General features: G+C 36.5%; 26 protein-coding genes. 22 read left to right on the top strand and 4 right to left on the bottom strand.

Features of this window, described 5'->3' with window-relative positions:
• Window positions 1-166 precede the first annotated feature (166 nt).
• The 15 genes from O3629_RS01955 (at window position 167) to msr(D) (ending at window position 16,589) form a co-directional block, all read left to right on the top strand.
• A complete protein-coding gene (locus O3629_RS01955; RefSeq protein WP_371608641.1) occupies window positions 167-1,444 on the top strand; it encodes a glycosyltransferase in 1,278 nt (425 codons plus the stop codon).
• A complete protein-coding gene (locus O3629_RS01950) occupies window positions 1,441-2,418 on the top strand; it encodes an NAD-dependent epimerase/dehydratase family protein (RefSeq protein WP_371608640.1) in 978 nt (325 codons plus the stop codon). The genes O3629_RS01955 and O3629_RS01950 overlap by 4 nt, the downstream gene beginning before the upstream one ends.
• Entirely contained in the window at window positions 2,393-3,220 is an 828-nt protein-coding gene (locus O3629_RS01945) for an MBL fold metallo-hydrolase (protein ID WP_049473215.1), read from the top strand. The genes O3629_RS01950 and O3629_RS01945 overlap by 26 nt, the downstream gene beginning before the upstream one ends.
• Window positions 3,186-4,451, top strand: a complete 1,266-nt coding sequence (locus tag O3629_RS01940) for a F390 synthetase-related protein (protein ID WP_371608639.1) — start codon at window positions 3,186-3,188, stop codon at window positions 4,449-4,451. Before O3629_RS01945 ends, O3629_RS01940 begins: the two co-directional genes overlap by 35 nt.
• Window positions 4,452-4,463: 12 nt before the next feature.
• Window positions 4,464-5,408 carry a 3-oxoacyl-[acyl-carrier-protein] synthase III C-terminal domain-containing protein gene (locus O3629_RS01935; RefSeq protein WP_155199034.1) on the top strand — a complete coding sequence of 315 codons (945 nt, stop codon included), beginning with the start codon at window positions 4,464-4,466 and terminating at the stop codon, window positions 5,406-5,408.
• An 80-nt stretch (window positions 5,409-5,488) separates the two neighbouring features.
• A complete protein-coding gene (locus O3629_RS01930; RefSeq protein ID WP_155124885.1) occupies window positions 5,489-5,821 on the top strand; it encodes a putative DNA-binding protein in 333 nt (110 codons plus the stop codon).
• A gap of 2 nt (window positions 5,822-5,823) precedes the next feature.
• Entirely contained in the window at window positions 5,824-6,039 is a 216-nt protein-coding gene (locus O3629_RS01925) for a 2-oxoglutarate:acceptor oxidoreductase (RefSeq protein ID WP_229289729.1), read from the top strand.
• A 17-nt stretch (window positions 6,040-6,056) separates the two neighbouring features.
• Window positions 6,057-7,628, top strand: a complete 1,572-nt coding sequence (ffh, locus tag O3629_RS01920) for a signal recognition particle protein (protein ID WP_049483257.1) — start codon at window positions 6,057-6,059, stop codon at window positions 7,626-7,628.
• A 65-nt stretch (window positions 7,629-7,693) separates the two neighbouring features.
• Complete coding sequence (locus O3629_RS01915; protein ID WP_021153217.1) at window positions 7,694-8,461, top strand: alpha/beta hydrolase; 768 nt, start codon at window positions 7,694-7,696, stop codon at window positions 8,459-8,461.
• A 105-nt stretch (window positions 8,462-8,566) separates the two neighbouring features.
• Window positions 8,567-9,550: an acetylxylan esterase gene (locus O3629_RS01910; RefSeq protein WP_070465913.1), complete on the top strand. Its 984-nt coding sequence runs from the start codon at window positions 8,567-8,569 to the stop codon at window positions 9,548-9,550.
• A 410-nt stretch (window positions 9,551-9,960) separates the two neighbouring features.
• On the top strand, window positions 9,961-10,983 hold the full coding sequence (locus O3629_RS01905; protein ID WP_036757376.1) for a hypothetical protein: 1,023 nt from the start codon (window positions 9,961-9,963) through the stop codon (window positions 10,981-10,983).
• A complete protein-coding gene (locus O3629_RS01900) occupies window positions 10,970-12,460 on the top strand; it encodes an LA2681 family HEPN domain-containing protein (protein ID WP_009664121.1) in 1,491 nt (496 codons plus the stop codon). Before O3629_RS01905 ends, O3629_RS01900 begins: the two co-directional genes overlap by 14 nt.
• Window positions 12,461-13,232: 772 nt before the next feature.
• A complete protein-coding gene (locus tag O3629_RS01895) occupies window positions 13,233-13,403 on the top strand; it encodes a hypothetical protein (protein ID WP_000873143.1) in 171 nt (56 codons plus the stop codon).
• 385 nt (window positions 13,404-13,788) lie between these two features.
• Window positions 13,789-15,006: a macrolide efflux MFS transporter Mef(A) gene (gene mef(A), locus O3629_RS01890; protein ID WP_000417519.1), complete on the top strand. Its 1,218-nt coding sequence runs from the start codon at window positions 13,789-13,791 to the stop codon at window positions 15,004-15,006.
• Between the two features lie 119 nt (window positions 15,007-15,125).
• Complete coding sequence (msr(D), locus tag O3629_RS01885; protein ID WP_000420313.1) at window positions 15,126-16,589, top strand: ABC-F type ribosomal protection protein Msr(D); 1,464 nt, start codon at window positions 15,126-15,128, stop codon at window positions 16,587-16,589.
• 117 nt (window positions 16,590-16,706) lie between these two features.
• Here msr(D) and O3629_RS01880 read toward each other — a convergent pair whose 3' ends face one another.
• Genes O3629_RS01880 through O3629_RS01865 form a run of 4 tightly spaced genes read right to left on the bottom strand, consistent with a single transcriptional unit; the run spans window position 16,707 to window position 17,951 of the window.
• Complete coding sequence (locus O3629_RS01880) at window positions 16,707-17,006, bottom strand: DUF5960 family protein (RefSeq protein WP_001072467.1); 300 nt, start codon at window positions 17,004-17,006, stop codon at window positions 16,707-16,709.
• Complete coding sequence (locus O3629_RS01875) at window positions 16,993-17,361, bottom strand: hypothetical protein (RefSeq protein ID WP_000567222.1); 369 nt, start codon at window positions 17,359-17,361, stop codon at window positions 16,993-16,995. The genes O3629_RS01880 and O3629_RS01875 overlap by 14 nt, the downstream gene beginning before the upstream one ends.
• 12 nt (window positions 17,362-17,373) lie before the next feature.
• Entirely contained in the window at window positions 17,374-17,709 is a 336-nt protein-coding gene (locus O3629_RS01870; RefSeq protein WP_000806926.1) for a hypothetical protein, read from the bottom strand.
• Window positions 17,706-17,951, bottom strand: coding sequence for a hypothetical protein (locus O3629_RS01865; protein ID WP_001813542.1), 246 nt, complete (start codon window positions 17,949-17,951; stop codon window positions 17,706-17,708). The genes O3629_RS01870 and O3629_RS01865 overlap by 4 nt, the downstream gene beginning before the upstream one ends.
• 394 nt (window positions 17,952-18,345) lie before the next feature.
• On the opposite strand from O3629_RS01865, the gene O3629_RS01860 reads away from it, so the two are divergent.
• The 7 genes from O3629_RS01860 (at window position 18,346) to O3629_RS01830 (ending at window position 23,719) form a co-directional block, all read left to right on the top strand.
• Entirely contained in the window at window positions 18,346-18,963 is a 618-nt protein-coding gene (locus O3629_RS01860; RefSeq protein ID WP_009664199.1) for a TetR/AcrR family transcriptional regulator, read from the top strand.
• A gap of 109 nt (window positions 18,964-19,072) precedes the next feature.
• Window positions 19,073-19,783: an ABC transporter ATP-binding protein gene (locus tag O3629_RS01855; protein ID WP_009664098.1), complete on the top strand. Its 711-nt coding sequence runs from the start codon at window positions 19,073-19,075 to the stop codon at window positions 19,781-19,783.
• Window positions 19,776-21,335 carry a hypothetical protein gene (locus tag O3629_RS01850; protein WP_009664211.1) on the top strand — a complete coding sequence of 520 codons (1,560 nt, stop codon included), beginning with the start codon at window positions 19,776-19,778 and terminating at the stop codon, window positions 21,333-21,335. Before O3629_RS01855 ends, O3629_RS01850 begins: the two co-directional genes overlap by 8 nt.
• A gap of 18 nt (window positions 21,336-21,353) precedes the next feature.
• Window positions 21,354-21,575, top strand: coding sequence for a DUF1648 domain-containing protein (locus O3629_RS01845; RefSeq protein WP_009664127.1), 222 nt, complete (start codon window positions 21,354-21,356; stop codon window positions 21,573-21,575).
• On the top strand, window positions 21,572-21,901 hold the full coding sequence (locus tag O3629_RS01840) for a GntR family transcriptional regulator (RefSeq protein ID WP_035620602.1): 330 nt from the start codon (window positions 21,572-21,574) through the stop codon (window positions 21,899-21,901). The genes O3629_RS01845 and O3629_RS01840 overlap by 4 nt, the downstream gene beginning before the upstream one ends.
• Before the next feature lie 170 nt (window positions 21,902-22,071).
• Window positions 22,072-22,701 carry a TetR/AcrR family transcriptional regulator gene (locus O3629_RS01835; RefSeq protein ID WP_009664054.1) on the top strand — a complete coding sequence of 210 codons (630 nt, stop codon included), beginning with the start codon at window positions 22,072-22,074 and terminating at the stop codon, window positions 22,699-22,701.
• Window positions 22,702-22,978: 277 nt separating this feature from the next.
• Entirely contained in the window at window positions 22,979-23,719 is a 741-nt protein-coding gene (locus tag O3629_RS01830; protein ID WP_009664163.1) for an ABC transporter permease, read from the top strand.
• The last annotated feature ends 27 nt before the right edge of the window (window positions 23,720-23,746 follow it).

The following is a 23,746-nucleotide window of genomic DNA, read 5'->3' as shown; positions in this document are numbered from 1 at the left end:
TTGGGAGCTTTTTTTAGGTTGAAGTCATTCTTTCTAAATAGTGATAGTACGGTCAAAAATAAAAGATTTAAAAAAATTTTATTTTTTCTTCAATTTTTGATTTTTTTTACGAATTAATAGATAGAAGCTAGTTTTAGATCTAAAAAAAGATATAAGGCAGGAAAAAATGAAAAAAATTAAAATCGATGTGGTAGCTGTTCCCTTGAGTGGGCATCTGTACCCAACTTTAAATCTCGTTAAACCCTTATTAGATGATCCAACTATGGAAATCCGAGTTTTCACGGGTCCTCAGAAAAAAGCCGTCGCAGAAAGTCTCGGCTTCACAGTCGTTCCGATTCTAGAGGACAAAGTAGAAGAGTTTGAACGTGCGGCGAATAACGATAAGAAACACAATCTCTTTTCAGCTTATCGGCAATTGTCTAAGAGTCTGGATTTGATTAATCATGTATCGGATCAATTGCTAGAGGAATGGCGCGTCAATCGTCCAGATATTGTCATTGCTGATTTTATCACTCTATCAGCAGGCTTTGTGGCAGAAGAGTTAGAAATTCCTTGGATCACCACCATGGCAACCCAATTTGCAATCGAAACTCCTTATGGTCCTCCTTGTTTCTTTGGAGGGATGGGAGTCGCGCGCACAAAGAAGGAAGAGAAGATCCAAGCACTATGCCGTAAACTCACACGCATTGGAAAATACTGTGGCGCCTTCCTCTTACTCAAACGCTTAAAACGTTACAATTTCAAGTTGTACAATCAAAATGGAGTGGAGACCATCTACTCTCCTTATGCCATCTTTGGAATTGGTATGATGGAGCTAGAGTTAAAAACACACTTCCCTCATCAATATGCCTGGCTTGGCCCTTTGGGGACTTCTCTTGAAAAAGCAGAAGATTATCCTTTAGACATCAGTTCTTACGAGGACAAGACGAAGGTACTCGTGACATGTGGAACCCAGTTGCCTTGGGCAAAGGAGAATTTGCTAGAACAAACCAAGCAGTTGGCCAAAGAGCATCCAGAATGTCACTTTTTCGTCACCTTAGGAGATGGGGCAAAAGACTTTTCTGAAGAAGAAGTAGCACCAAATGTGACGCTCGTCTCTTATCTGCCTTACAAAGAATATATTCCGCAGATGGACTATGTCATTCACCATGGAGGAGCTGGAATCTTTTATCAGTGTATCGAATTTAAAAAACCAGCCTTGATCTTGCCACATGATTATGACCAATTTGACTATGCGATTCGAGGAGTAGAAGCAGGAATTGCCTTTCAAGCTCATCGCAATCGCACCGAAGAGATTCAAGCAGGTTTTAATGCCCTATTAGAAAAAGAATCTTGGGAAAAGTTAGAAAGACTAAACAAACTTTCAAAAACCTACAAGCCGTTGGATACCTTGGAGTTTGAAATTCAACGATTATTAAGACGTGGAACGGATGGGAAACTATGAAAATACTTGTAACAGGTGCGACTGGCTTCCTTGGAAAATATGTGATCGATGAGTTGTTGGCTCACGATTATAACATTGTAGCCTTTGGCCGAAATGAAAAAATTGGGAAGACTCTGGAAAATGATCGCGTCCAATTTATCAAAGGGGATTTGAGCGCTATTGAGGAATTAAGACAAGCCTTTCAGTCTGTTGATGCTGTGGTTCACGCTGGAGCTTTATCCACTGCCTGGGGACCTTGGAAGGCCTTCTATCAGGCGAATGTAGTTGGTACTCAAAATGTCCTTGACTTGTGCCGTGAATATGCGGTAAAACGCTTGGTTTACGTATCTTCTCCCAGTATTTACGCAGCTGGAAAAGACCAATTAAACATCAAGGAAAGCGATGCTCCAAAAGAAAATCACCTCAACAATTACATTCGAAGCAAATTGGCTTCTGAAAAACTTTTTTCTGACTATCCAGATGTGCCAAGTATCATCTTGCGTCCTAGAGGATTATTTGGTGTGGGGGATACCAGTATTTTACCTCGTGTCTTACGCCTCAGTCGAAAAATTGGAATTCCTTTGATTCGAGGAGGAGAGCAGCTCATGGATATGACCTGTGTGGAAAATGTTGCCCTAGCCATTCGCTTGGCTCTAGAGGCCAAAGAAGCACACGGACAGGTTTATAATATTACAAATGGGGAACCAAAGACCTTTAAGTATTTGATCGAAACAACACTAAAGGGATTGGGAGAGCCGATTCGCTATCGGAAAATTCCGGAAGGTCTAGTAGCAGGTGCGGCTTATAGCCTTGAAGGAGTATATCGATTATTCCATCTGAAAGCTGAGCCTCCTTTGACTCGCTACACCTATTATCTCCTTCGATATAGCCAAACTCTCGATATTCAAAAGGCCCAAACAGAACTTGGCTACTATCCAAAAATGACCATTGAAGAAGGGATTGACAACTATGTCCAACATGATCAAGCGCATTGATTATTTCCCAGCAGGCTATTGTAGTAGTCATTCTGGTCTCTTATTTAAAGAGATTCCGAATGAAAAAATGCAATTTCCAGCAGGTGTCTTTTTGATTCATCACCGTGAAAAAGGCTATATTTTGTACGATACCGGCTATCACTACGAGATTAAGAAAAAAGCTCGGTATTTCTGGTACCGTCTAGCCACCCCAATGCAGATGAAAAAAGAAGACCAGATCGATTATTTATTGCAAGAGCGTGGAATTGATCCGGCAGAAATTACTTATGTGATTCTTTCGCATTTGCACCCGGATCATCTCGGTGGAGCAGCCCTTTTTCCAAATGCTCATTTCTTTGTTACCCAGGAAGTCTATGAGGTGTACCAAAAACCTAAATTTAAAGATCTGATTTTTAAAGAGTTTTTGCCAGCTGATTTCAAAGATCGGGTGACTTGTCTTAAAGCAGATCAAAGGCATCCTGCTTTCCCCTATCGCCCGACTGCGGATTTTTTTGGAGATGGGAGCATCCTTGTTTCGTCCATCGATGGACATGCGAGAGGGCAAGGTTGTCTTTATCTGGATGAGTTCAAACTCTTCATCGGAGCAGACCTTTCTTGGGGAGTAGACCTCTTGCCTTACACAGGGCAAATGCGTCTCATCCCCTCCTTGGTTCAGGATAATAAGAAGGCTTATCTTAAAGGAGCTGAGTTGCTGGAAACACTCTTGCAAGATGGCATTCAAGTTGTGGTCAGCCACGACCCGCAAGAACGGATTGAAAGGATTTTAAATGAAAAAAACAGTCTTTCTGAAAACCTTTATTGAAACCAGATGGTGCCACCGATTCCGTTCAAAAGAGGCCTTGAAGCGATATCAATATAAGCAATTGGCGCGCTACCATGCTTTTATCACTTCTCAGTCTCCCTATTTTCAAACCCATTCTCCCGAATCCTTTGGAACCATGGATAAATCGTTTATGATGACACATTTCAATGAACTCAATACCCTAGGGGTGGATCGAGATCAGGCTTTAGAGATGGCGATTCGCGGAGAACAGACGCGAGATTTTACTGAGATGAATGGAGAAGTAGCAGTAGGCTTGTCTTCTGGGACTTCAGGCCACCGAGGAGTTTTTGTCACCACAGAAAAAGAGAGAAGTATGTGGGCTGCAGCGATCTTAGCCAAGATGCTTCCGAAAGGAAAACTATTTGGTCATCGCATTGCCTTTTTCTTACGAGCGGACAATGAACTTTATCAAACCATTAACTCAGGCCTTATCCGCTTGGAATATTTTGATATTTTCAAGGATAGCAAGGAGCATTTAGAGCGTCTCAAAGACTATCAACCAACTATTGTGGTCGCACCAGCTTCAACCTTGATTGAGTTAGCCAACTATGTCAGCAATCAGCAACTTGCGATCCAACCCGTCAAGGTTGTCTCTGTCGCAGAAATCCTAGAGGAACGAGATGCTGAGACAATCGCCAAAGCCTTTCAACTAGACACGGTTGATCAGGTCTACCAAGCGACAGAGGGATTTTTAGCTTGTACCTGTTCAGAAGGCAATCTACATCTTAACGAAGATATTTTGTATGTCGAAAAAGAGTACCTAGATGATAGCCGCTTTTATCCGATTATTACGGATTTCAAACGAACCAGTCAACCGATCTATCGCTACCGCCTCAATGATATTTTGGTAGAAGAAAAATCTCCTTGCCCTTGTGGTTCCGTCTTTACTCGAATCGCAAAGATCGAAGGACGATCGGACGATATTTTCTATTTCAAAAAAGAAGATGGCAGTAGCCAGATGATCTATCCGGATTTTATTCGACGGTGCATTCTCTTTGTCGAAAATATTCAGGACTATCAAGTAACTCAGTTGGCAGATGGATCCATTACCATTGCCTTGAGTCACCGGACAGAGTCTATGGAGCAAGCAATCTTTGCTCAATTTGAACTCTTAGCTCAGCAAAAACAATTCATTCTTCCAAGTATTCAATTTATCGATTACCAATGGGACCCAACACGTAAATTAAAACGTGTTCAACGACTTCAATAAAAGGAGAATCCTATGACTACTGTAAAAAGACATTTGCAAATTAAAGGCTATGGAACAGCGCTTCCAGCTCATACCGTGACTTTCAAAGACCAAACTCGTTACCGCGTGAAAGAAGGAGAAGAAACACAGATTGATCTTGCAGCGCGTGCGATTGAAGTGGCTTTAAACCATGCGGGTCTTGAAATGGCAGACATCGACTGCCTGGTTTCAGCTAGTGCGGTTGGTGTTCAGCCCATCCCTTGTACCGCTGCTTTGATCCATGAGCGCGTGGCCAAGGGACTGACGATTCCTGCCATGGATATCAATACTACCTGTACCAGTTTTGTATCAGCCTTAAGCACCATTTCTTATCTGATTGAAGGTGGAGAATACCAACGGGTGCTGATTGTATCCAGTGAAGTAGGAAGCCTAGGGCTTAATCCCAAACAAAAAGAAAGCTTTGAACTGTTTAGCGATGGAGCCGCAGCTTTTATTTTTGAAGCAACAAAAGAAGATAAAGGAATCATTGCTAGCATGCAACGTACCTGGTCAGAGGGAGCCCATGATACCGAGATTCGTGGTGGTTTGACAGCTTATCATCCGAAATTATACTCTGAAGCAACCAAGACCGATTTCATGTTTGACATGAAAGGGAAGAAGATCCTTTTGCTTTCTGCCCGTGTTATTCCAGAAATGTTCCAAGAATTCGAAGAGAAATCAGGCATTTCTAAAGGTGCTGTAGATTATATTATTCCCCATCAAGCTAGCCGGGCCTTGCCACTCGTCATGGACAAATTAGGCGTTGGCAAAGACAAGTATCTCAATATTGTCAGTGATTATGGAAATATGGTTTCGGTAGCCGTGCCTTTCGGCCTAGCCTATGCATTGGATCATGGCTATGTGAAGGAAGGAGATACCATCTTCTTGATGGGAACTGCAGCAGGGATGACGGTCAATATGTTGGCACTGAAACTCTAATGATGAATCCTCTTACTTCAAGCTCAAAAAGCATCAAGTCCCGCTAGTCTTTAGCGGGCTTTTTTGATATAATGAAAGGTATGGAAATTGAGAAAACCAACCGAATGAATGCGCTCTTTGAGTTTTATGCAGCGCTCTTGACGGACAAGCAGATGAATTATATCGAGCTCTATTACGCAGATGACTACAGCTTGGCTGAGATTGCAGAAGAGTTTGGAGTGAGCCGTCAAGCGGTCTATGACAATATTAAACGTACAGAAAAGATTTTGGAAGACTACGAAATGAAACTCCATATGTATTCCGATTACATTGTACGCAGCCAGATTTTGGATCAGATTTTAGAACGCTATCCGGAAGATACTTTTCTACAAGAGCAGGTTGAAATTTTATCAAGCATTGACAATCGGGAGTGATTATGGGCAGTCTCGTCATTTATCAAGGAATACCTTGCAAACTATTAGTCGTACAGGAAGTATTTCCTACTCGACTACAGATTATCTCGCCCAATGATATCTCCAAAGCTATGCAAATAGGTTTTAGCTGTTGGGGATATCCAAAAGAAATCATGAAAGAAGTCACACCCGAAGAACTAGAATGTTTGCAACATTTCGGACGATTTCCACTGAATTGAAAAAATAGGAGAAAATAATGGCATTTGAAAGTTTAACCGAACGTTTACAAAACGTCTTTAAAAATCTTCGTAAGAAAGGGAAAATCTCTGAAGCGGATGTCCAAGAGGCAACCAAAGAGATTCGTCTAGCCCTCTTAGAGGCCGATGTTGCCCTTCCTGTTGTAAAAGACTTCATCAAACGGGTCCGCGAGCGGGCCGTAGGTCATGAGGTCATCGAAACCCTCAACCCTGCCCAACAAATCGTGAAGATTGTCGATGAAGAATTGACAGCGATTTTAGGATCAGAAACAGCAGAAATTATCAAATCTCCAAAGATTCCAACCATTATCATGATGGTCGGTCTTCAAGGGGCTGGTAAAACAACTTTTGCGGGTAAATTAGCCAACAAATTGGTCAAGGAAGAGAATGCACGTCCTTTGATGATTGCGGCCGATATCTATCGTCCAGCAGCCATCGACCAGTTGAAGACCCTTGGTCAACAGATCAATGTCCCTGTCTTCTCACTCGGTACAGAAGTCCCTGCAGTAGAGATCGTTCGTCAAGGTTTGGAGCAAGCGAGAGCCAACCACAATGACTATGTCTTGATCGATACGGCTGGTCGTCTGCAAATCGATGAAAAACTCATGGGTGAATTGCGCGACGTCAAAGCCCTTGCTGAGCCAAATGAAATCCTCTTGGTTGTCGATGCCATGATCGGTCAAGAAGCGGCCAATGTGGCGCGTGAGTTTAACGAACAACTCGAAGTGACTGGGGTCATCTTGACCAAGATCGATGGGGATACCCGTGGTGGTGCAGCCCTTTCTGTCCGTCAGATTACTGGGAAACCAATCAAGTTTACTGGTACTGGTGAAAAAATCACGGATATCGAAACCTTCCACCCAGACCGTATGTCTGGCCGGATCCTCGGTATGGGGGATATGCTGACACTGATCGAGAAGGCTTCTCAAGAATACGATGAGAAACGCTCTCTTGAACTCGCTGAGAAGATGCGGGAAAACACCTTTGACTTCAACGATTTCATCGATCAGTTAGACCAAGTTCAAAACATGGGACCAATGGAAGATCTGCTCAAAATGCTTCCAGGGATGGCCAACAATCCAGCTATGAAGAACCTTAAGGTTGATGAACGAGAAATTGCTCGCAAACGTGCAATTGTATCATCCATGACCCCAGCTGAACGAGAAAATCCAGATTTGTTAAATCCAAGCCGTCGTCGTCGGATTGCTGCTGGTTCAGGAAATAGCTTTGTCGAAGTCAATAAATTCATCAAGGACTTTAACCAAGCCAAACAGATGATGCAAGGCGTCCTCTCTGGCGATATGAATAAGATGATGAAACAAATGGGGCTCAATCCAAATAACATGCCGAAGAATATGCCTGGTGGAATGCCTGATATGTCTGCCCTCGAAGGCTTGATGGGACAAGGTGGCATGCCTGACTTGTCAGCTATTGGTGGAGGCGCTGGAATGCCTGATATGAGCCAAATGTTTGGCGGTGGTCTCAAAGGAAAAGCCGGCGAATTTATGATGAAACGGGCAATGAACAAGATGGCCAAACAAATGCGCAAAAATAAGAAAAAACGGAAATAATCGTTTCTAAGAGGGCCTGGAACACACTGTTCTGGGTTCTTTTAGAAACTACTACTAGAGGAAAGATGTTAAAAAAACTATTTCAACAAGTCATTCGTTTCTTTACAAGATTGTTTTCTTCGCACAGAAAGCCCTTTGAATTTCCTAAAGGATCGAAGAAACCACCCATCAGACCGATTATCTTTGTACCTGGGAGTTCAGCCAGTATCCAGCGATTCAACGGAACCATCCGCATGCTCCATCGCTTTTCTAGAAAAAAGCAAAGTCTCTTAAAAATAAAGGTCAATAAAGATGATTCTATAGAGATGGAAGGAAGACTAAATACAAAAGAGCCAAACCCTATGATTGTGATTGGCTTTGAGAATAATCGAGATGGCTACAGCAATATCAAGCAGCAAATCGAATCCCTTAAAATTGCTTTAACCTATCTTCTTGATCACTATCATTTTACTGAGTTTAAGGCAGTGGGTCACTCTAATGGTGGACTGGTTTTGACTGGTTTATTGGAAAGTGGCTTTTTAGAGAAAAAGAAGGTGACCGTGAGCAAGCTGGTTATTATTGGTAGTCCTTACCAATTCAATCAAGAAATGTATGACGATTTTCAAAAATGGAAGCATCGATTAGATAAAGAAGTAGAGGTCCTTAACTTTGTCGGTAGCTTTGCTGGGAAATCAGATGGCATCGTTCCTCTCTCTAGTGCCCAAGCAGCAAAATCTATTTTTGACAATCAAACCTATACAGAAGTGAATTTAAATGGTCGTAAGGCTCATCATTCAGCTTTACCCACTAATCCAGATCTAGTAAAACAATTAAGTCTGTTTTTGAATCTATAATTAAATTACATAATTTCGGTTATGTAATTTTTATTTGTCTCTTGCAATCCTTAGGTAAATATGGTACATTTTTGGTAGCGATTACACATGCTTAAGGAGGATTTTATGAAAGATCCCAAATTATTAGAAACAATGAAAGATTACAAGGGACGGGATGAGGTTCCTGCAGATTTTGATGCTTTTTGGAATCAAGCCCTAGCAAAGATTACTGAACTGCCAGAATACAAGCTCGAAGAACGAGATTTCAGCATTCCAAATGTGATTTGTTATGAATTAACCTTTAAAGGAACCAGAAATGGCCTTGTCTATTCAAGAATGATCCTCCCAAAAACGGATCAAAAGGTTCCCGTTGTTTTCCATTTTCACGGCTATATGGGCCGTTGTTGGGATTGGTCCGACATGCTGGCTTATACAGTAGCTGGCTATGGTGTTGTATCTATGGACGTAAGAGGGCAATCAGGCTATTCAACGGACGGAGATCGCTCACCACTTGGGAATACGGTAAAAGGACAGATTATCCGTGGAGCCGTGGAAGGTCCGGATGAGCTCTTTTATAAAGATATCTACTTAGACCTTTACCAGTTAATTGAAATTGTAGCCAACCTTCCTCAAGTAGATGACAGCAAACTTGCCAGCTACGGAGCCTCTCAAGGTGGTGCCCTGGCCCTGATTGCTGCTGGATTAAATCCCCGAATCCAACGAACAGTCGCCATTTATCCATTCTTATCGGATTTCAGACGGGTATTAGAGATCGGAAATACCAGTGAGGCCTATGACGAGCTTTTCCGTTATTTCAAGTTCCATGATCCATTCCATGAAACGGAAGATCGTTTGATGCAGACTTTGGCCTATATTGATGTGAAAAATTTTGCCCATCGTATCAAAGGACAGGTTCACATGATTACAGGTCTAGATGATGATGTCTGTTATCCTGAAACGCAGTTTGCCATTTATAATCGATTAGAAGGTCCAAAAGAGCATTTAATCATGCCAGAATATGCCCACGAAGCTATGAATGTTCAAGTCAATGATCGAGTCTATAATTGGCTCTGTGGTAGCAAGATTCCATTTCGATATGTAGAAAAATAAGTTAGAAAAGAAAAACAATCAGTAAATCCATGAGATTTGCTGATTGTTTTGTGTTTAAAAGGGATCTAGTATAGAAAGGAAAACTAAAAGTTTATGTACAATTGACCAAACAAGACCTAAACCATTGATACAACTAAATTAGAAGCATAAAGTACATTCTTTAAAAAGTGTACTTTATTTTTATTTTGTACATTATTTTGGAATGGTATTTTGTATGTTTGCTAGTGCATAATATCAGCTAATCGAAGAAATTGATTTGTACATTTTTTTACTCTAGTAACGGTAGAAGAAGTGGTGGTTCAATTGTACATTTTATTTAAAATATTTATAGTTATAAGATTAGTATTTGAAGCATAAATAAAGTAGATACAGTGGTATAATAGTGTCAAAAGACTTTCAGGAGAAATGACATGAGATCGCACACAGTTATTCTAGGTGCTGGTGCTACTATTGCAGCAATTCCAGATGGTGATAAAAACGGCAAAAGTTCTTCAGTTATGAATGGATTGCTAAAAAAACTAAATTTAGAAGAAATTCTTGCTGGTGTTGAATTACAGACAAAGAGCGAAAATTTAGAAGATATCTATTCAGAATTATTTGAGAGAGAAGAGTGCTCCGAAATAGTTAAAAAACTAGAAGAAAGACTCTATGATTATTTTGCTTCGTTGGAGTTACCTGATGAACCAACAATTTATGATCTTTTAATATTAAGTTTAACTAATAAAGATTGCATAGCTACGTTTAATTGGGACCCTTTACTTATACAAGCTTATGTTCGCTGTTCAAAAATTACTCTGAACCTGCCACAAATTCTTTGTTTACATGGGAATGTAGCTGTCGGTTTTTGTGAAGAACATACTGAGTTTGGAACAGTAGATTACTATTGCCCAACATGTTATAAAAAATTAAATCCAACAAAATTATTGTATCCCGTAAAAAACAAAGACTATTCTTCCGATGGATACATAAATTGGTGTTGGAAAGCATTAGATTACTTTGTCGATCATTCATATATGTTAACTATTTTTGGATACAGTGCTCCTAAGAGCGATGTAGATGCTGTTAATTTAATGAAAAAAGCATGGGGAAATATTGAAGACCGACCACTTGAAGAAGTTTCCGTAATAGATATTATAGACGAAGAGACTATGCTAAATACATGGAAAGACTTTATTCATAGCCATCATTATAGGTATTCAAATTCATTTTTTGATTCTTACTTAGCAAAATTTCCAAGAAGAACTTGTGAAACCGTATTTGCAACATTTTCATTAAATGTTCCTTCTGATGGTAGTAGAGGATTTAAAGAGAATTTTAATTGGGACATGATAAAAGAGTTTTTATCTGATATGTTAGTTGAAGAACAGGAAAATAAAGGAAAATCAAATTTAAAATCGAGATATTTAGTTTGGGGTGAAGATGTTAACAAATAATCCAATTAATCATAGTGTACTTAAATTGTCAATGGATTTCGATAATGCTTTTAAACATAAAAATATAGAGGAAATCTATAGACTAATAGAATTTGGAAAAAATATGGAAAACACTATTGATGATATTTCCAAAATTCAATTATTTTATTCTATTGGGACAGCATACGCTGATATATTTGAACTAAGTGATAACTTAGTTTTCAACATAGATACCGATTTTACAGTTCAACAAATTTATTACTTAAGAAAAGCTATAGAAATTTCAAATAACGTTGATATAAATTCTGAGAACAGTAGGTTTGTTTTCCCATTATTATGTTCACTTTACACTAATTACGCAAATTTATTAGATGCTTGTGGTAGAAAGCAGTTAGCTATTAAGATGTATTGTAAATGTATACAAATCAATCCAAGATTCACAATGGCTAGTGGTAACTTGGCTATTTGTCTAGATCATTATCGTAATTTTTTGAATGATAACGAACACCTCCACTTTATTAAAAAAATTAAAAATTTAATAGAAACAAGCATAACTGTTTCAGATCCAAACAGAGTTGATTATGCAGAAAAGCGATTTATTGAACTTTACGAACAATATCTTAATTATAAAGACTTAGATGAATGCTCTTGTAAAACCATCGATTATAATCCTAATTCACAAAAGTATCGCGAATGGTGTTGGAATAACGGACTGTATCTTAATCCACTTAATGACTTACAAGCTGACGATATAAATAGATATGATGATAATCTTTTACTACCAAGTTTATTATTTCAATCGGATAAAGATTTAAACAAATATATTTCTATGTTTAATCAAATTAAGCAAGAATATGTTTATGCGCGTTATCTCTGTTTTAATAGCATTGAAATTGATTCGGTTCATTATGCTGATGAGAATGTTTATCTTATTGATTGTCTAGACTATGTACAATACTCTATCCGAGTTGAAGGATTAAAAGCATCTTTTAAAACACTATATTCATTATTAGATAAAGTAGCTATGTTTATAAATGAATATTATTCTTTAAAAATTAAAACTCGACAAGTAAATTTCCATTCAATTTGGAGATCAAATAGTGATTTAAATAAAATGTTGGATAAGAATATTGGTCTGTCATCTATATTTTGGATAGAGAAAGATTTTGATAATGGTGATAATTCTTTAACAGCTAATCCAAACTCAAAGCGATTGAAAATTATTAGAAATTATTTAGAGCACAGATTTACTAATATAACATTGAATATTTTTAATGGAAGTGAAGATAATGAAGATAATAATGAAACCAGACTGTATCTAACTGAATTTGAACTTCAAGAGTTTGCATTAGATTTATTAAATCTTGTAAGAGAAGTTATTTTTTCACTCAAAAATGCCATTCAAATAAGTGAAAATGAAAAACAATCTACTATAAGCAGTGAAGTTGCTTTAATTCCGATAAATTATGAAGAAGTAGATTCGGAAGATAAATTATAGCATTGAACATACAATTTATAGTCGTTATAAAAAGCAATAGCCTAAATTCATTTAACTAATCGACTTAACTAGATCTAAACCATTGATAAAACTGAATTAGAAGGATAAAGTACACTCATTAAGCAGTGTACTTTATTTTTGTTTTGTACATTATTTGTTGATTGCTTAATCAATACTACATCGCTATCAGGCAATTCAGTCTCCATTTAGTCCTCTAAAACCCATGTTGAGGCGGTAAGTTTGCTAGTCAAGGAGTAAAACGACGAAGATTAGCATTTACTTCCGCCCATGCGATAGCTGTCCGTGATTGACAAGTGCTAGCACGCAGACAGAACGGAGATAGCGAACCGCTGAGTGTGTCGCTCTGCTCGTAAAAGCTTAGAAACCTTTGAACGAAAGGGATAATGAAAGCCTTGATTGCAAGGCTTTTTGCTTTATGGTGGGTAAGTATCAGAGTGAGAAAATTTTTGGAATGAGTAGAAGTGATAGCTAGAAATTATCAGTTTCTATTTCCATTTACCCTGTGGGTACGTGTTTGTTTCCATTGACAAGGAGTTTGTGGGAATAGAAATGTACCCACCTTGTTTGAATCAAGTGAAGTGTAGTTGAAGGAAATCTGTTGAAAGCAATACTTCATTTTACCGAATAAGTAATAATTTAGGCAACTTCAAATCGATTAAAAAAAACTATTTTAAAGGTTAAGAGTAGACAAAAATTGTCCACTCTTTTTTGCAAACTCAATTTATCAATAAATGAAATGAGGGAATGTAAAATGAAATATTTTGAGGTTGAGTTAGAAAATCCTGATGAATTTTTAAAACTACAAACAGAAGATTTTGTGAAAGCTAATCGCTTGCTACTAAGGAAGATAATCCAGAGCGTTACAGTCTATGAAGAAAACTTCGTCATATCCTTTAAATCTGGCATCGAATTGGAAGTATGAGTCTCATTCCATAACTTTTATATTGAACATATCATCTTGTTGTGTTATACTATAAATTGATATAAACAAAGATGTAGGAGGAACCGAAACTATGACAGCCTCAATGCGTTTAAGATAAGCTGGCAATAAAAAAAGCAGAATCTATACCCGATGATAGGCTTTTTTGTTGTGCTTATTTATACGATATTGAGCATTCATTAGTTACGGTGAGGATATTGGTTATTTAACTATACCTTTATTTAACTATGTCTTTAATATGAATGTTTCCAAATTGTATGTATGCAGACCAAAAGCCACATTGTGGGGTTTGGCCTGCATTTTTTATTGCCTAGAATGCTATTCAAAATAGAAATTCAAGCAAAATAATATGCAGGAGATAATATAAATGGAAAAATACAACAATTGGAAACGAAAATTTTATGCAATATGGGCAGGGCAAGCAGTATCATTAATCACTAGTGCCATCCTGCAAATGGCGATTATTTTTTACCTTACAGAAAAAACAGGATCTGCGATGGTCTTGTCTATGGCTTCATTAGTAGGTTTTTTACCCTATGCGATTTTGGGACCTGCCATTGGTGTGCTAGTGGATCGTCATGATAGGAAGAAGATAATGATTGGTGCCGATTTAATTATCGCAGCAGCTGGTGCAGTGCTTGCTATTGTTGCATTCTGTATGGAGCTACCTGTCTGGATGATTATGATAGTATTGTTTATCCGTAGCATTGGAACAGCTTTTCATACCCCAGCACTCAATGCGGTTACACCACTTTTAGTACCAGAAGAACAGCTAACGAAATGCGCAGGCTATAGTCAGTCTTTGCAGTCTATAAGCTATATTGTTAGTCCGGCAGTTGCAGCACTCTTATACTCCGTTTGGGATTTAAATGCTATTATTGCCATCGACGTATTGGGTGCTGTGATTGCATCTATTACGGTAGCAATTGTACGTATACCTAAGCTGGGTAATCAAGTGCAAAGTTTAGAACCAAATTTCATAAGGGAGATGAAAGAAGGAGTTGTGGTTCTGAGACAAAACAAAGGATTGTTTGCCTTATTACTCTTAGGAACACTATATACTTTTGTTTATATGCCAATCAATGCACTATTTCCTTTAATAAGCATGGAACACTTTAATGGAACGCCTGTGCATATTTCTATTACGGAAATTTCCTTTGCATTTGGGATGCTAGCAGGAGGCTTATTATTAGGAAGATTAGGGGGCTTCGAAAAGCATGTATTACTAATAACAAGTTCATTTTTTATAATGGGGACCAGTTTAGCCGTTTCGGGAATACTTCCTCCAAATGGATTTGTAATATTCGTAGTTTGCTGTGCAATAATGGGGCTTTCGGTGCCATTTTATAGCGGTGTGCAAACAGCTCTTTTTCAGGAGAAAATTAAGCCTGAATATTTAGGACGTGTATTTTCTTTGATCGGAAGTATCATGTCACTTGCTATGCCAATTGGGTTAATTCTTTCTGGATTCTTTGCTGATAAAATCGGTGTAAATCATTGGTTTTTACTATCAGGTATTTTAATTATTGGCATTGCTATAGTTTGCCAAATGATAACTGAGGTTAGAAAATTAGATTTAAAATAAACAATATTGGAGGAATATTTATGTATCTTATTTTCATGTAACTCTTCCTGCTAAAATCGCAGGGTTTTCCCTGCATACAAGCAAATGAAAGCATGCGATTATAGACAGGAGGAAATGTTATGGAATTAATATTAAAAGCAAAAGACATTCGTGTGGAATTCAAAGGACGCGATGTTTTAGATATAAATGAATTAGAAGTATATGATTATGACCGTATTGGTTTAGTAGGAGCAAATGGTGCTGGAAAAAGCACTTTACTCAGGGTACTTTTAGGAGAATTAACTCCCCCAGGATGTAAAATGAATCGTCTGGGTGAACTTGCCTATATTCCCCAGTTGGACGAAGTAACTCTGCAGGAGGAAAAAGATTTTGCACTTGTAGGCAAGCTAGGTGTTGAGCAATTAAATATACAGACTATGAGCGGTGGTGAAGAAACAAGGCTTAAAATAGCACAGGCCTTATCGGCACAGGTTCATGGTATTTTAGCGGATGAACCTACGAGCCATTTAGACCGTGAAGGAATTGATTTTCTAATAGGACAGCTAAAATATTTTACAGGTGCACTGTTAGTTATTAGCCATGACCGCTATTTTCTTGATGAAATAGTAGATAAAATATGGGAACTGAAAGATGGCAAAATCACTGAGTATTGGGGAAACTATTCTGATTATCTTCGTCAGAAAGAGGAAGAACGTAAGAGCCAAGCTGCAGAATACGAACAATTTATTGCGGAACGTGCCCGATTGGAAAGGGCTGCGGAGGAAAAGCGAAAACAGGCTCGTAAAATAGAACAGAAGGCAAAAGGTTCTTCAAAGAAAAAAAGTACTGAAGACGGAGGGCGTTTAGCTCATCAAAAATCAATAGGAAGTAAGGAAAAAAAGATGTATAATGCTGCTAAAACCCTAGAGCACAGGATTGCGGCCTTAGGAAAAGTAGAAGCTCCGGAAGGCATTCGCAGAATTCGTTTCAGGCAAAGTAAAGCATTGGAGCTCCATAATCCATACCCTATAGTCGGTGCAGAAATTAATAAAGTATTTGGGGATAAGGCTCTGTTTGAAAATGCATCTTTTCAAATTCCGTTAGGAGCAAAAGTGGCGTTAACTGGTGGTAATGGAATCGGAAAAACAACTTTAATCCAAATGATCTTAAACCATGAAGAAGGAATTTCTATTTCGCCTAAGGCAAAAATAGGTTACTTTGCACAGAATGGTTACAAGTACAACAGTAATCAGAATGTTATGGAGTTTATGCAGAAGGATTGTGACTACAATATATCAGAAATTCGTTCAGTGCTAGCATCTATGGGGTTCAAACAGAACGATATTGGAAAAAGTTTATCTGTTTTAAGCGGTGGAGAAATTATAAAATTGTTGCTTGCTAAAATGCTCATGGGTAGATATAACATCCTAATAATGGATGAACCCAGTAACTTCCTTGACATACCAAGTTTAGAGGCTTTGGAAATACTAATGAAGGAGTACACCGGAACTATCGTGTTTATCACCCACGATAAACGATTACTCGAAAATGTAGCAGATGTAGTTTATGAAATTAGAGATAAGAAAATAAATCTGAAACATTAAATTTAAGGTAGTCGCTGGTCAGTATAGTCTGTTCTGGTTGGCGACTCCATTGTTAAAGAGTATAAAGACTTTAGATTTTATGAATATTAAAAATAGGAACAGTCAATTGAACTGCTCCTATTTTTCTGCTAAATATATTGTAGTTTTCTTATATGTATAATGATAGATTAGCGGATTCTCATCTACGGTACTTACTTCAAATATGAAGAAGTGATCGCGGTTATCTCTGGACTTTTCCTTATTGAGGACAAAGTAATTCTTACGTGAAGTCGCCATTGTTTTTAGGATATCATCAGTTAGGAAGGTCAATGGAATATTCATGTTAGAGTAGCGGTAGAAGTCACGTTCAAAATCTTGGTAGCTCTCGCTATAATAGTCCATTTGTAGGTGATTACGCTGAAACTCAAGCTGATTCATAGAGCACCTCCTCGACAAGTTCAATACTAATAATGTCTTTTAATTTCAAATTGATGTGACCTGTTGTAGTTTTTATCAAAATGAAATCTTTGGTCAGACTTGGTATTGTTCCAGTGTAGGAAACACGCTTGTTTTTTTCAATCACTTGAATGCGTGTGCGTAGCTGCCCGGCGTATACTTGACTGAGGAGTAATAATTTCTTCTCTAGTGATAAGTCAGACATGTACGTTACTTTGTTTGTATCATCAGAGAGTGCTGATGCATGTTCAGATAGGAAAAAGCCCATCCATTTTTGCATCTTTGTATCCTGGTACTCTCTTGCTGATTGAAATGGTAAATATGAACGGTCAATCATATCAAATCCTTTCTATGCAGAGGCAAGGGTATTTTTATCAAATTGAATCGTAAAACCTTGAATTCCCCCACCTGTGTAACATTCTTTAAAGCGATTGATTACCTCAGTATAGATTATCACAGATGAGCTTGTTGGCTTAATGCTAAATGTAAATTCCAATGGTAATCGGTTTTCAGATTTAGCATGTACTAGTCGTATCGATATTTCAGTTGTTTTGAGTTTTCTCTGACGAAGTTTTGAAGTTGCTGTTTCAACGATTCCATGTAAAAATCTTTCAAGCATTTCAATATCATTACATCCTTTGCTACGGATTTCTGAAAATTGTACTGTATTTTTTTCTTGTTTCATTTTAATCCCTCCAATCCACCCGCGGAATGACCACCGATAAGTTTACTGCGTTCAATATTTCTGGAACCTTCAGTTAGGACGGTTCCTTTTTGTATGGCTAAAAAACCAAACTGTTCTCTGACAACATCAATAGCTGTCTGAAGTCTATTATCTTTTTCAATTTGTTCTACATCATCAAAGAGTGATAGTAGAGTATAGCTTTCATCTACGAAGCCACTATAAGATACACCAATTTGTCTCACTGCACCAGAGGTGTATTTTTTCGGAATAATACAAGTACATGACTCACCATTGTTTTGGGGAGATTTGCGGGTTCAATTTTATTCTGAGCATTTATAGATTTTTTCATCTCAGTCCTAGAATAGCCAATATGAATAGAAACGACAGTAGTCAATACTAGGGCTACTGTTCCGTTCCACAGTATCATTTAAAAATCATTTTCACACCCTTTCGTCTATTAGTATAGAAGAAAGCTCTCAGCACACGTTGAGGCAGTATCACTGCTTGTACGAGCTTAGAAAAAAATGTTGACGAAAAAGCCTTGGTGTCAAGGATTTTTTGCTATCCTCAAAAAGATAATTTTATAATTGACAATTTGTCAGTAGAGCAGTATAATTTATAATCAGGAGGAATAAAATGCGAGATGTAAAAGATCCGGAAATTCGACGGGCTGAGATTATGGATGCTTCTATGCTCCTCTTTATGGAGAAAGGATATGCGAACACAACAACTCAGGATATAGTCGATAAGGTAAATATATCACGAGGTTTGTTATACTATCACTTTAAGAACAAAGAAGATATTCTATATTGTCTTGTGGAACGATATTCAGAGAAATTATTGAGAGATATTCATGTGATTGTCAATGATGACGACAAAACTGCTATTGAAAAAATAAGAGCCTTTATAGATGCCACAATAATCTCTACAGATAACGTTTCAGCGGAGGGAACTGAGTTACAAAAGACGGTTGATCTTAAAGAAAATCGTTATATGTTAGATAAGTTATCCCATAAGCTCATTGAAAAACTGACTATATATTTTGAGAGGATAATAAATCAAGGCATCTCAGAAAAAGTATTTTCTGTAAAATATCCATCTGAAACAGCAGAATTTCTTATGACAGCCTATGTTTTTGTTTCAAATAACATAGGTATAAAAACATCAAAGAAAGAACCTGTCAAAGATTACTTGAATGCATTTAAGATAATGCTGGAACAAAACCTAAATACAAAAGGACTCTTTAGCAATTAAAAAAAGATAGAATGTTTGTAAAGAGAACTATGTACCGATAGCTGAATCAAAACAAGCTATCGGTATTATTTCAAAATATGACTGACAAATTGTCAATAGAGGTGAAAATATGTTAGAGATAAAGAATTTTAGTAAAAGTTATGGGGATAAGAAGGTTGTGGATAACCTATCTATTTCAGTACAGCCTGGAGATATTTATGGTTTTATTGGAGCAAATGGTGCGGGAAAAACGACAACGATAAAGGCAGTTGTCGGTATCCATGATTTTGAAGACGGAAGTATAATTATCAACGGTCATTCTATTAAAGAAGAACCTGTTATTTGTAAAAAAATGATGGCGTATATCCCAGATAATCCAGATTTGTATGAACATATGACAGGACTTCAATATATTAATTTCATTGCTGACCTGTTTGAAATTCCTACAAAAATACGCAGGGAGAGAATCCAAAATTACGGTGATTTATTTGATATGACTGAGCATCTTTCGGGGATAATTTCTTCATATTCACATGGTATGAAGCAACGAACAGCCATTATTTCTGCACTTGTACATTCTCCCAAACTATTGATTTTAGATGAACCTTTTGTTGGGCTAGATCCCAAAGCAACTTTCCTACTAAAGAAAATTATGCATGAGTGTGTTTCAGATGGAGGTGCTATTTTCTTTTCAACCCATGTATTGGATGTTGCGGAAAAATTATGTAATAAGATTGCCATTATCAAAAATGGAAAGTTAGTTGCAAGTGGTAATACAGGAGATATCAAAGGTAATGAATCATTGGAAGCATTTTTCATGGAGGTGCAGGGCAATGAGTAACATTTGGATACTAATTAGAGCACAATTGATAAATTTTTTTCCCATTAACCAGATTAGAGAGACGGGAAATAAAAAACAAAGTTCAATGGCTATTGCGAGTTTTGGCATAGTAACTCTTGCCTTATTTTGCTTTTTTTATAATATCCTAACAGCTAAAACATTGGTACAAGTTGGACAACAAAACTTGATTCCGGCATATATGGTCTCTGTCTCAAGTTTTTCGATATTATTTTTGACAGTTTTTTATTCGAATGGCATTTTATTTGGCAGTCGAGATATGGAAATTCTCCAATCCTTACCTGTTAAAAGTTCGTATATTATCACCAGCAAGTTCATGTTTATGTACTTATTGAATTTTTTAATAGGCTTGATGTTTATGCTTCCGGGTGGAATTGTATGGGGCTTGAACGGAAGTTTAAACCTCCTACAGATTATATTGTATTTTACTTCTATATTTTTTGCCCCTTTGATCCCCATGTGTATAGCGGCATGCATGGGACTCGTTATTGTTGTCGCTTCATCTTTTTTTAAAAGAAAAAATGTTATCTCTCTTATTTTTTCATTTGCGATGCTAGGTATAATTGGATATTTTGCATTATCAGCTTTGCAATCAGGTGATGAAAGTAGTATTGGGGTTACTCTGGCTAAGCAAATTACTGGACTGTATCCAATTTCTAGACTATTTATGTCATACTACAATTTTCCAATGTACTATGGGATGGGATTTTATATAGTTCTTTCAATAGTCGTCTTTTATCTATTTGTCAAAATTGCTTCGTTGAAGTATGGACTACTTAATACACTTGCCAATACAAAATCAAGTTATGCTAATGACAAAGTATCTTATGAAAGAAAATCGGTATTTTTTGCCTTGTATCAAAAAGAGCTTGGACGATTTTTAAGTTCTTATATGGCAGTCTTGAATGCTGGGCTTGGAGTGATTCTTTTATGTGTCTTTAGTATATGTTTCCTGTTTAATTCTGTAGGTCAAATAGGAAATTCTGCAGGAATTGAAAATATAAATGAGTATCTTTCAAACTTAGCTCCCGTCTTTATTGCATCTATGCTTTCACTCAGTTGTCCAGCAGCTTCATCTATATCTTTAGAAGGTAAAAATATTTGGATTTTGAAAAGTTCTCCGGTTGAGATAAAAATGATTTTAAATGCTAAGATAGCTGTCAACCTTACACTTCATTTGATTGGATATATGATTTCTGTATCAGTATTTATGCTGAAACTTGATATGAATCCTATTCAAGTTATGAATCTAGTTATTGTTCCTATATGTTACTCCCTTTTTATAACGGTAATCGGAATTTCATTAAATAAAAAATATCCTAACTATGATTGGGACAGTGAGATGATAGTCGTCAAACAAAGTCTACCTGTTATTGTGACTGGAATTATTGGTATGATTGTACTTATTACGCCTATTTTTCTTAATTGGGTGTTAAATATTCCGATTACATTTGTTTTGCAGGTAGTATCAGTAGTTTTATTGGTTATTACAATGGGTGTTTATATAACAATGAGCAAGTCGAATTTTATCTAGTTAAAGGAGGAAAATAAGATGAAAAACAGACTGACAAAAGATATTTTGGTGTTGCTAGGGATGACAGTCATAATAGTTGTTATTTGTAGTTTTCTCCCAGAGGAAGTTCCTATCCATTTCAATGCAAAAGGTGTTGCAGATATGTTTGCAAATAAATATTATCTTCTACTGGCTACAGTAATTCCATACTCTGCATATTGGAAGATTGTTAGGGGGAAGGAAAATAAAAAGATTAAATGAAACCCCATCTATATTTACAGATTGCATCAAAATTAAGAACAACTATTTTAAGAGGTGATTATGTGCTTGGACAAAAAATTCCTTCGATAAGGAGTTTAGCAGAAAATGAGAAGTGTAATCCAGCAACAATCCAAAAAGCAATGAAAGTTCTCGAAGAACAGAATTTGGTTATTAGCTGTGGAACATTAGGATATTTTGTCATAGCAAGCGAGCAAGAAATAAAGGAGTTAAGATATCAAGAATCGAACAAGCTAGTGAAAATTTTGTTTGAAAATCTAGGTGAGCTAGGATTTTCGGAAGATGAGATTGTCAATTTATTTTTTTGAAAAGATGCTTAGATGAAGTTGAATGGAAATTTATTAGGATTATTTTTGAAAGTATATAAAAGCCTTGATTATAAGGCTTTTTTTGCATTTTCCAATAAAGAACTTGACATTATTAGTTACTTCCACTACAATAGAATTACATACCATCGGTATGATAGAAAGGAACAAAAATGGCAAGGAATAGAAACTCACATGAAACTAGAAAAAAAATACTAGAGGTCTCTAAAAATCTATTTTTAGAAAAAGGATTTGATAATACATCAATACAAGATATCATAGATGGATTAGGTGGATTAACAAAAGGTGTTATCTATCATCATTTTGAGTCTAAATATGATATACTGCAAACAATCATTAGCGAAAATAATCAAGAAATTTTAAATTATAATTGGAGAGGAAATACTGGATTAGAAAAGATACAAAATTCTTTGATGGACTCTTTCTCTAATTTTGAACACCAAAGGCTCGTTTACTCTGCCTCAATCATGCTAAGAAGTCCACGCTTATTGGGAGAGCAGTATCTAGGTCTATTTTCTGATTTTTTACCCGAAATTAGAGAAAAGGTTTACGAAGGAGTTGAAGATGGGTCTATTAAAACAGAATATCCAGAAGAGCTAGCAGATTTAATTGTTTTATCTCTAAATATTTGGATTGGTTTTCAAATTTCCGTTTTTTCATTAGTAGAATTAAAGCGTAAAATGAATTTCATTAAACTTACTTTTGAAGGTCTAGGGGTACAGTTAATTTCTGATGAAATGATGGAGGTGATTTTCAACTTATTTGATCGCTTAAAAAAATAGTAAATAAGTAGTCGCATGACATTCATGTTAATACTAATTTCTATTTATGTGTTATCAATTCAATAAATTATCTTACATAATTTATAGTTAAAAAATAACATACTTTAAGTGTGTTATTAAAAATCTATTATACATACCGAGGGTATGTTTGTTTTTAGTATATACATACCGATAGTATGTATGGTGCCATTGTCTGTAAAATAAGCTTATTTTTAAATATTTGTCGAGATTAGTCTGAATAGTTTATTCTTTATTTACGCTTTGGAGGAAATAATCTATGTTGTCGCTTATTAAAATTGAATTAAATAAAGTTTCTAAATCTAAATTATTTTTAGCCTGGTTGTGTACTATATTTATAGTGTTAGGTATTACAGCAATCATTATTATGGGTTTAGGTACTGACAATAAACTAGGAGAATTTACTGGACAGGATTCTAATGTTATTAGAATTACTGGTAAATGGGAAGGTTGGGCAATTGTAGCTTCATTGTTTTCATCTTTATTTACAAAAGCAGCATTTTTGATTTTCGAATCTTATTTATTATCTACGATTATTATTGATGAATTTAAACGAAGAACAATTTTTCAGTTGTTTTCTTACCCTATTTCTAAAATAAAGTTACTTTGGGGAAAAATTCTTTCAGTCATTCTAATAGCATTTATTGCCCATTTTTCTGCACATTTAGTGACTCAATTATTCATTAGATTCATGGCTGTTGTAACTGAATCTAGTTATATCCCTCTAGCTAGTCAATTAATTAACTTGGCTGGAATAACGTTTGCAACAGTACTAATAGGGTTACTACCATTTGTTTTAGGTATGATTAAACATTCAACAGCTATAACAATGCTTTCAGGACTTGGTTTAGCAGCATTACTTTCAAATGTAAGTCCAGGAAGTTTATCTAATAATATTGCTGATAACTTATTCTTTTTGATATTTGCAAGTTTCATAAGTTTAATGATTACTTCATTTTCAATTTTTAATATTTCAAGACAAGATATTAGTATCAAGTAGCATACCTAAGTTTAATTGAAGGAAAGT

The sequence above is a fragment of the Streptococcus sp. 27098_8_12 genome (assembly GCF_041432115.1).
Lineage (GTDB): Bacteria > Bacillota > Bacilli > Lactobacillales > Streptococcaceae > Streptococcus > Streptococcus parasanguinis_V.
The sequence above is the reverse complement of the archived record's forward strand: the minus strand, read 5'-3'. Positions and strand labels throughout refer to the sequence as shown.

What these genes read in the sequence shown, in the direction of transcription:
- O3629_RS01955 (WP_371608641.1), top strand. Translation starts at nt 167, where the DNA reads ATGAAAAAAATTAAAATCGATGTGGTAGCTGTTCCCTTGAGTGGGCAT.
- O3629_RS01950 (WP_371608640.1), top strand. Translation starts at nt 1,441, where the DNA reads ATGAAAATACTTGTAACAGGTGCGACTGGCTTCCTTGGAAAATATGTG.
- O3629_RS01945 (WP_049473215.1), top strand. Translation starts at nt 2,393, where the DNA reads ATGTCCAACATGATCAAGCGCATTGATTATTTCCCAGCAGGCTATTGT.
- O3629_RS01940 (WP_371608639.1), top strand. Translation starts at nt 3,186, where the DNA reads ATGAAAAAAACAGTCTTTCTGAAAACCTTTATTGAAACCAGATGGTGC.
- O3629_RS01935 (WP_155199034.1), top strand. Translation starts at nt 4,464, where the DNA reads ATGACTACTGTAAAAAGACATTTGCAAATTAAAGGCTATGGAACAGCG.
- O3629_RS01930 (WP_155124885.1), top strand. Translation starts at nt 5,489, where the DNA reads ATGGAAATTGAGAAAACCAACCGAATGAATGCGCTCTTTGAGTTTTAT.
- O3629_RS01925 (WP_229289729.1), top strand. Translation starts at nt 5,824, where the DNA reads ATGGGCAGTCTCGTCATTTATCAAGGAATACCTTGCAAACTATTAGTC.
- ffh (WP_049483257.1), top strand. Translation starts at nt 6,057, where the DNA reads ATGGCATTTGAAAGTTTAACCGAACGTTTACAAAACGTCTTTAAAAAT.
- O3629_RS01915 (WP_021153217.1), top strand. Translation starts at nt 7,694, where the DNA reads ATGTTAAAAAAACTATTTCAACAAGTCATTCGTTTCTTTACAAGATTG.
- O3629_RS01910 (WP_070465913.1), top strand. Translation starts at nt 8,567, where the DNA reads ATGAAAGATCCCAAATTATTAGAAACAATGAAAGATTACAAGGGACGG.
- O3629_RS01905 (WP_036757376.1), top strand. Translation starts at nt 9,961, where the DNA reads ATGAGATCGCACACAGTTATTCTAGGTGCTGGTGCTACTATTGCAGCA.
- O3629_RS01900 (WP_009664121.1), top strand. Translation starts at nt 10,970, where the DNA reads ATGTTAACAAATAATCCAATTAATCATAGTGTACTTAAATTGTCAATG.
- O3629_RS01895 (WP_000873143.1), top strand. Translation starts at nt 13,233, where the DNA reads ATGAAATATTTTGAGGTTGAGTTAGAAAATCCTGATGAATTTTTAAAA.
- O3629_RS01880 (WP_001072467.1), bottom strand. Translation starts at nt 17,006, where the DNA reads ATGAATCAGCTTGAGTTTCAGCGTAATCACCTACAAATGGACTATTAT.
- O3629_RS01875 (WP_000567222.1), bottom strand. Translation starts at nt 17,361, where the DNA reads ATGATTGACCGTTCATATTTACCATTTCAATCAGCAAGAGAGTACCAG.
- O3629_RS01870 (WP_000806926.1), bottom strand. Translation starts at nt 17,709, where the DNA reads ATGAAACAAGAAAAAAATACAGTACAATTTTCAGAAATCCGTAGCAAA.
- O3629_RS01860 (WP_009664199.1), top strand. Translation starts at nt 18,346, where the DNA reads ATGCGAGATGTAAAAGATCCGGAAATTCGACGGGCTGAGATTATGGAT.
- O3629_RS01855 (WP_009664098.1), top strand. Translation starts at nt 19,073, where the DNA reads ATGTTAGAGATAAAGAATTTTAGTAAAAGTTATGGGGATAAGAAGGTT.
- O3629_RS01850 (WP_009664211.1), top strand. Translation starts at nt 19,776, where the DNA reads ATGAGTAACATTTGGATACTAATTAGAGCACAATTGATAAATTTTTTT.
- O3629_RS01845 (WP_009664127.1), top strand. Translation starts at nt 21,354, where the DNA reads ATGAAAAACAGACTGACAAAAGATATTTTGGTGTTGCTAGGGATGACA.
- O3629_RS01840 (WP_035620602.1), top strand. Translation starts at nt 21,572, where the DNA reads ATGAAACCCCATCTATATTTACAGATTGCATCAAAATTAAGAACAACT.
- O3629_RS01835 (WP_009664054.1), top strand. Translation starts at nt 22,072, where the DNA reads ATGGCAAGGAATAGAAACTCACATGAAACTAGAAAAAAAATACTAGAG.
- O3629_RS01830 (WP_009664163.1), top strand. Translation starts at nt 22,979, where the DNA reads ATGTTGTCGCTTATTAAAATTGAATTAAATAAAGTTTCTAAATCTAAA.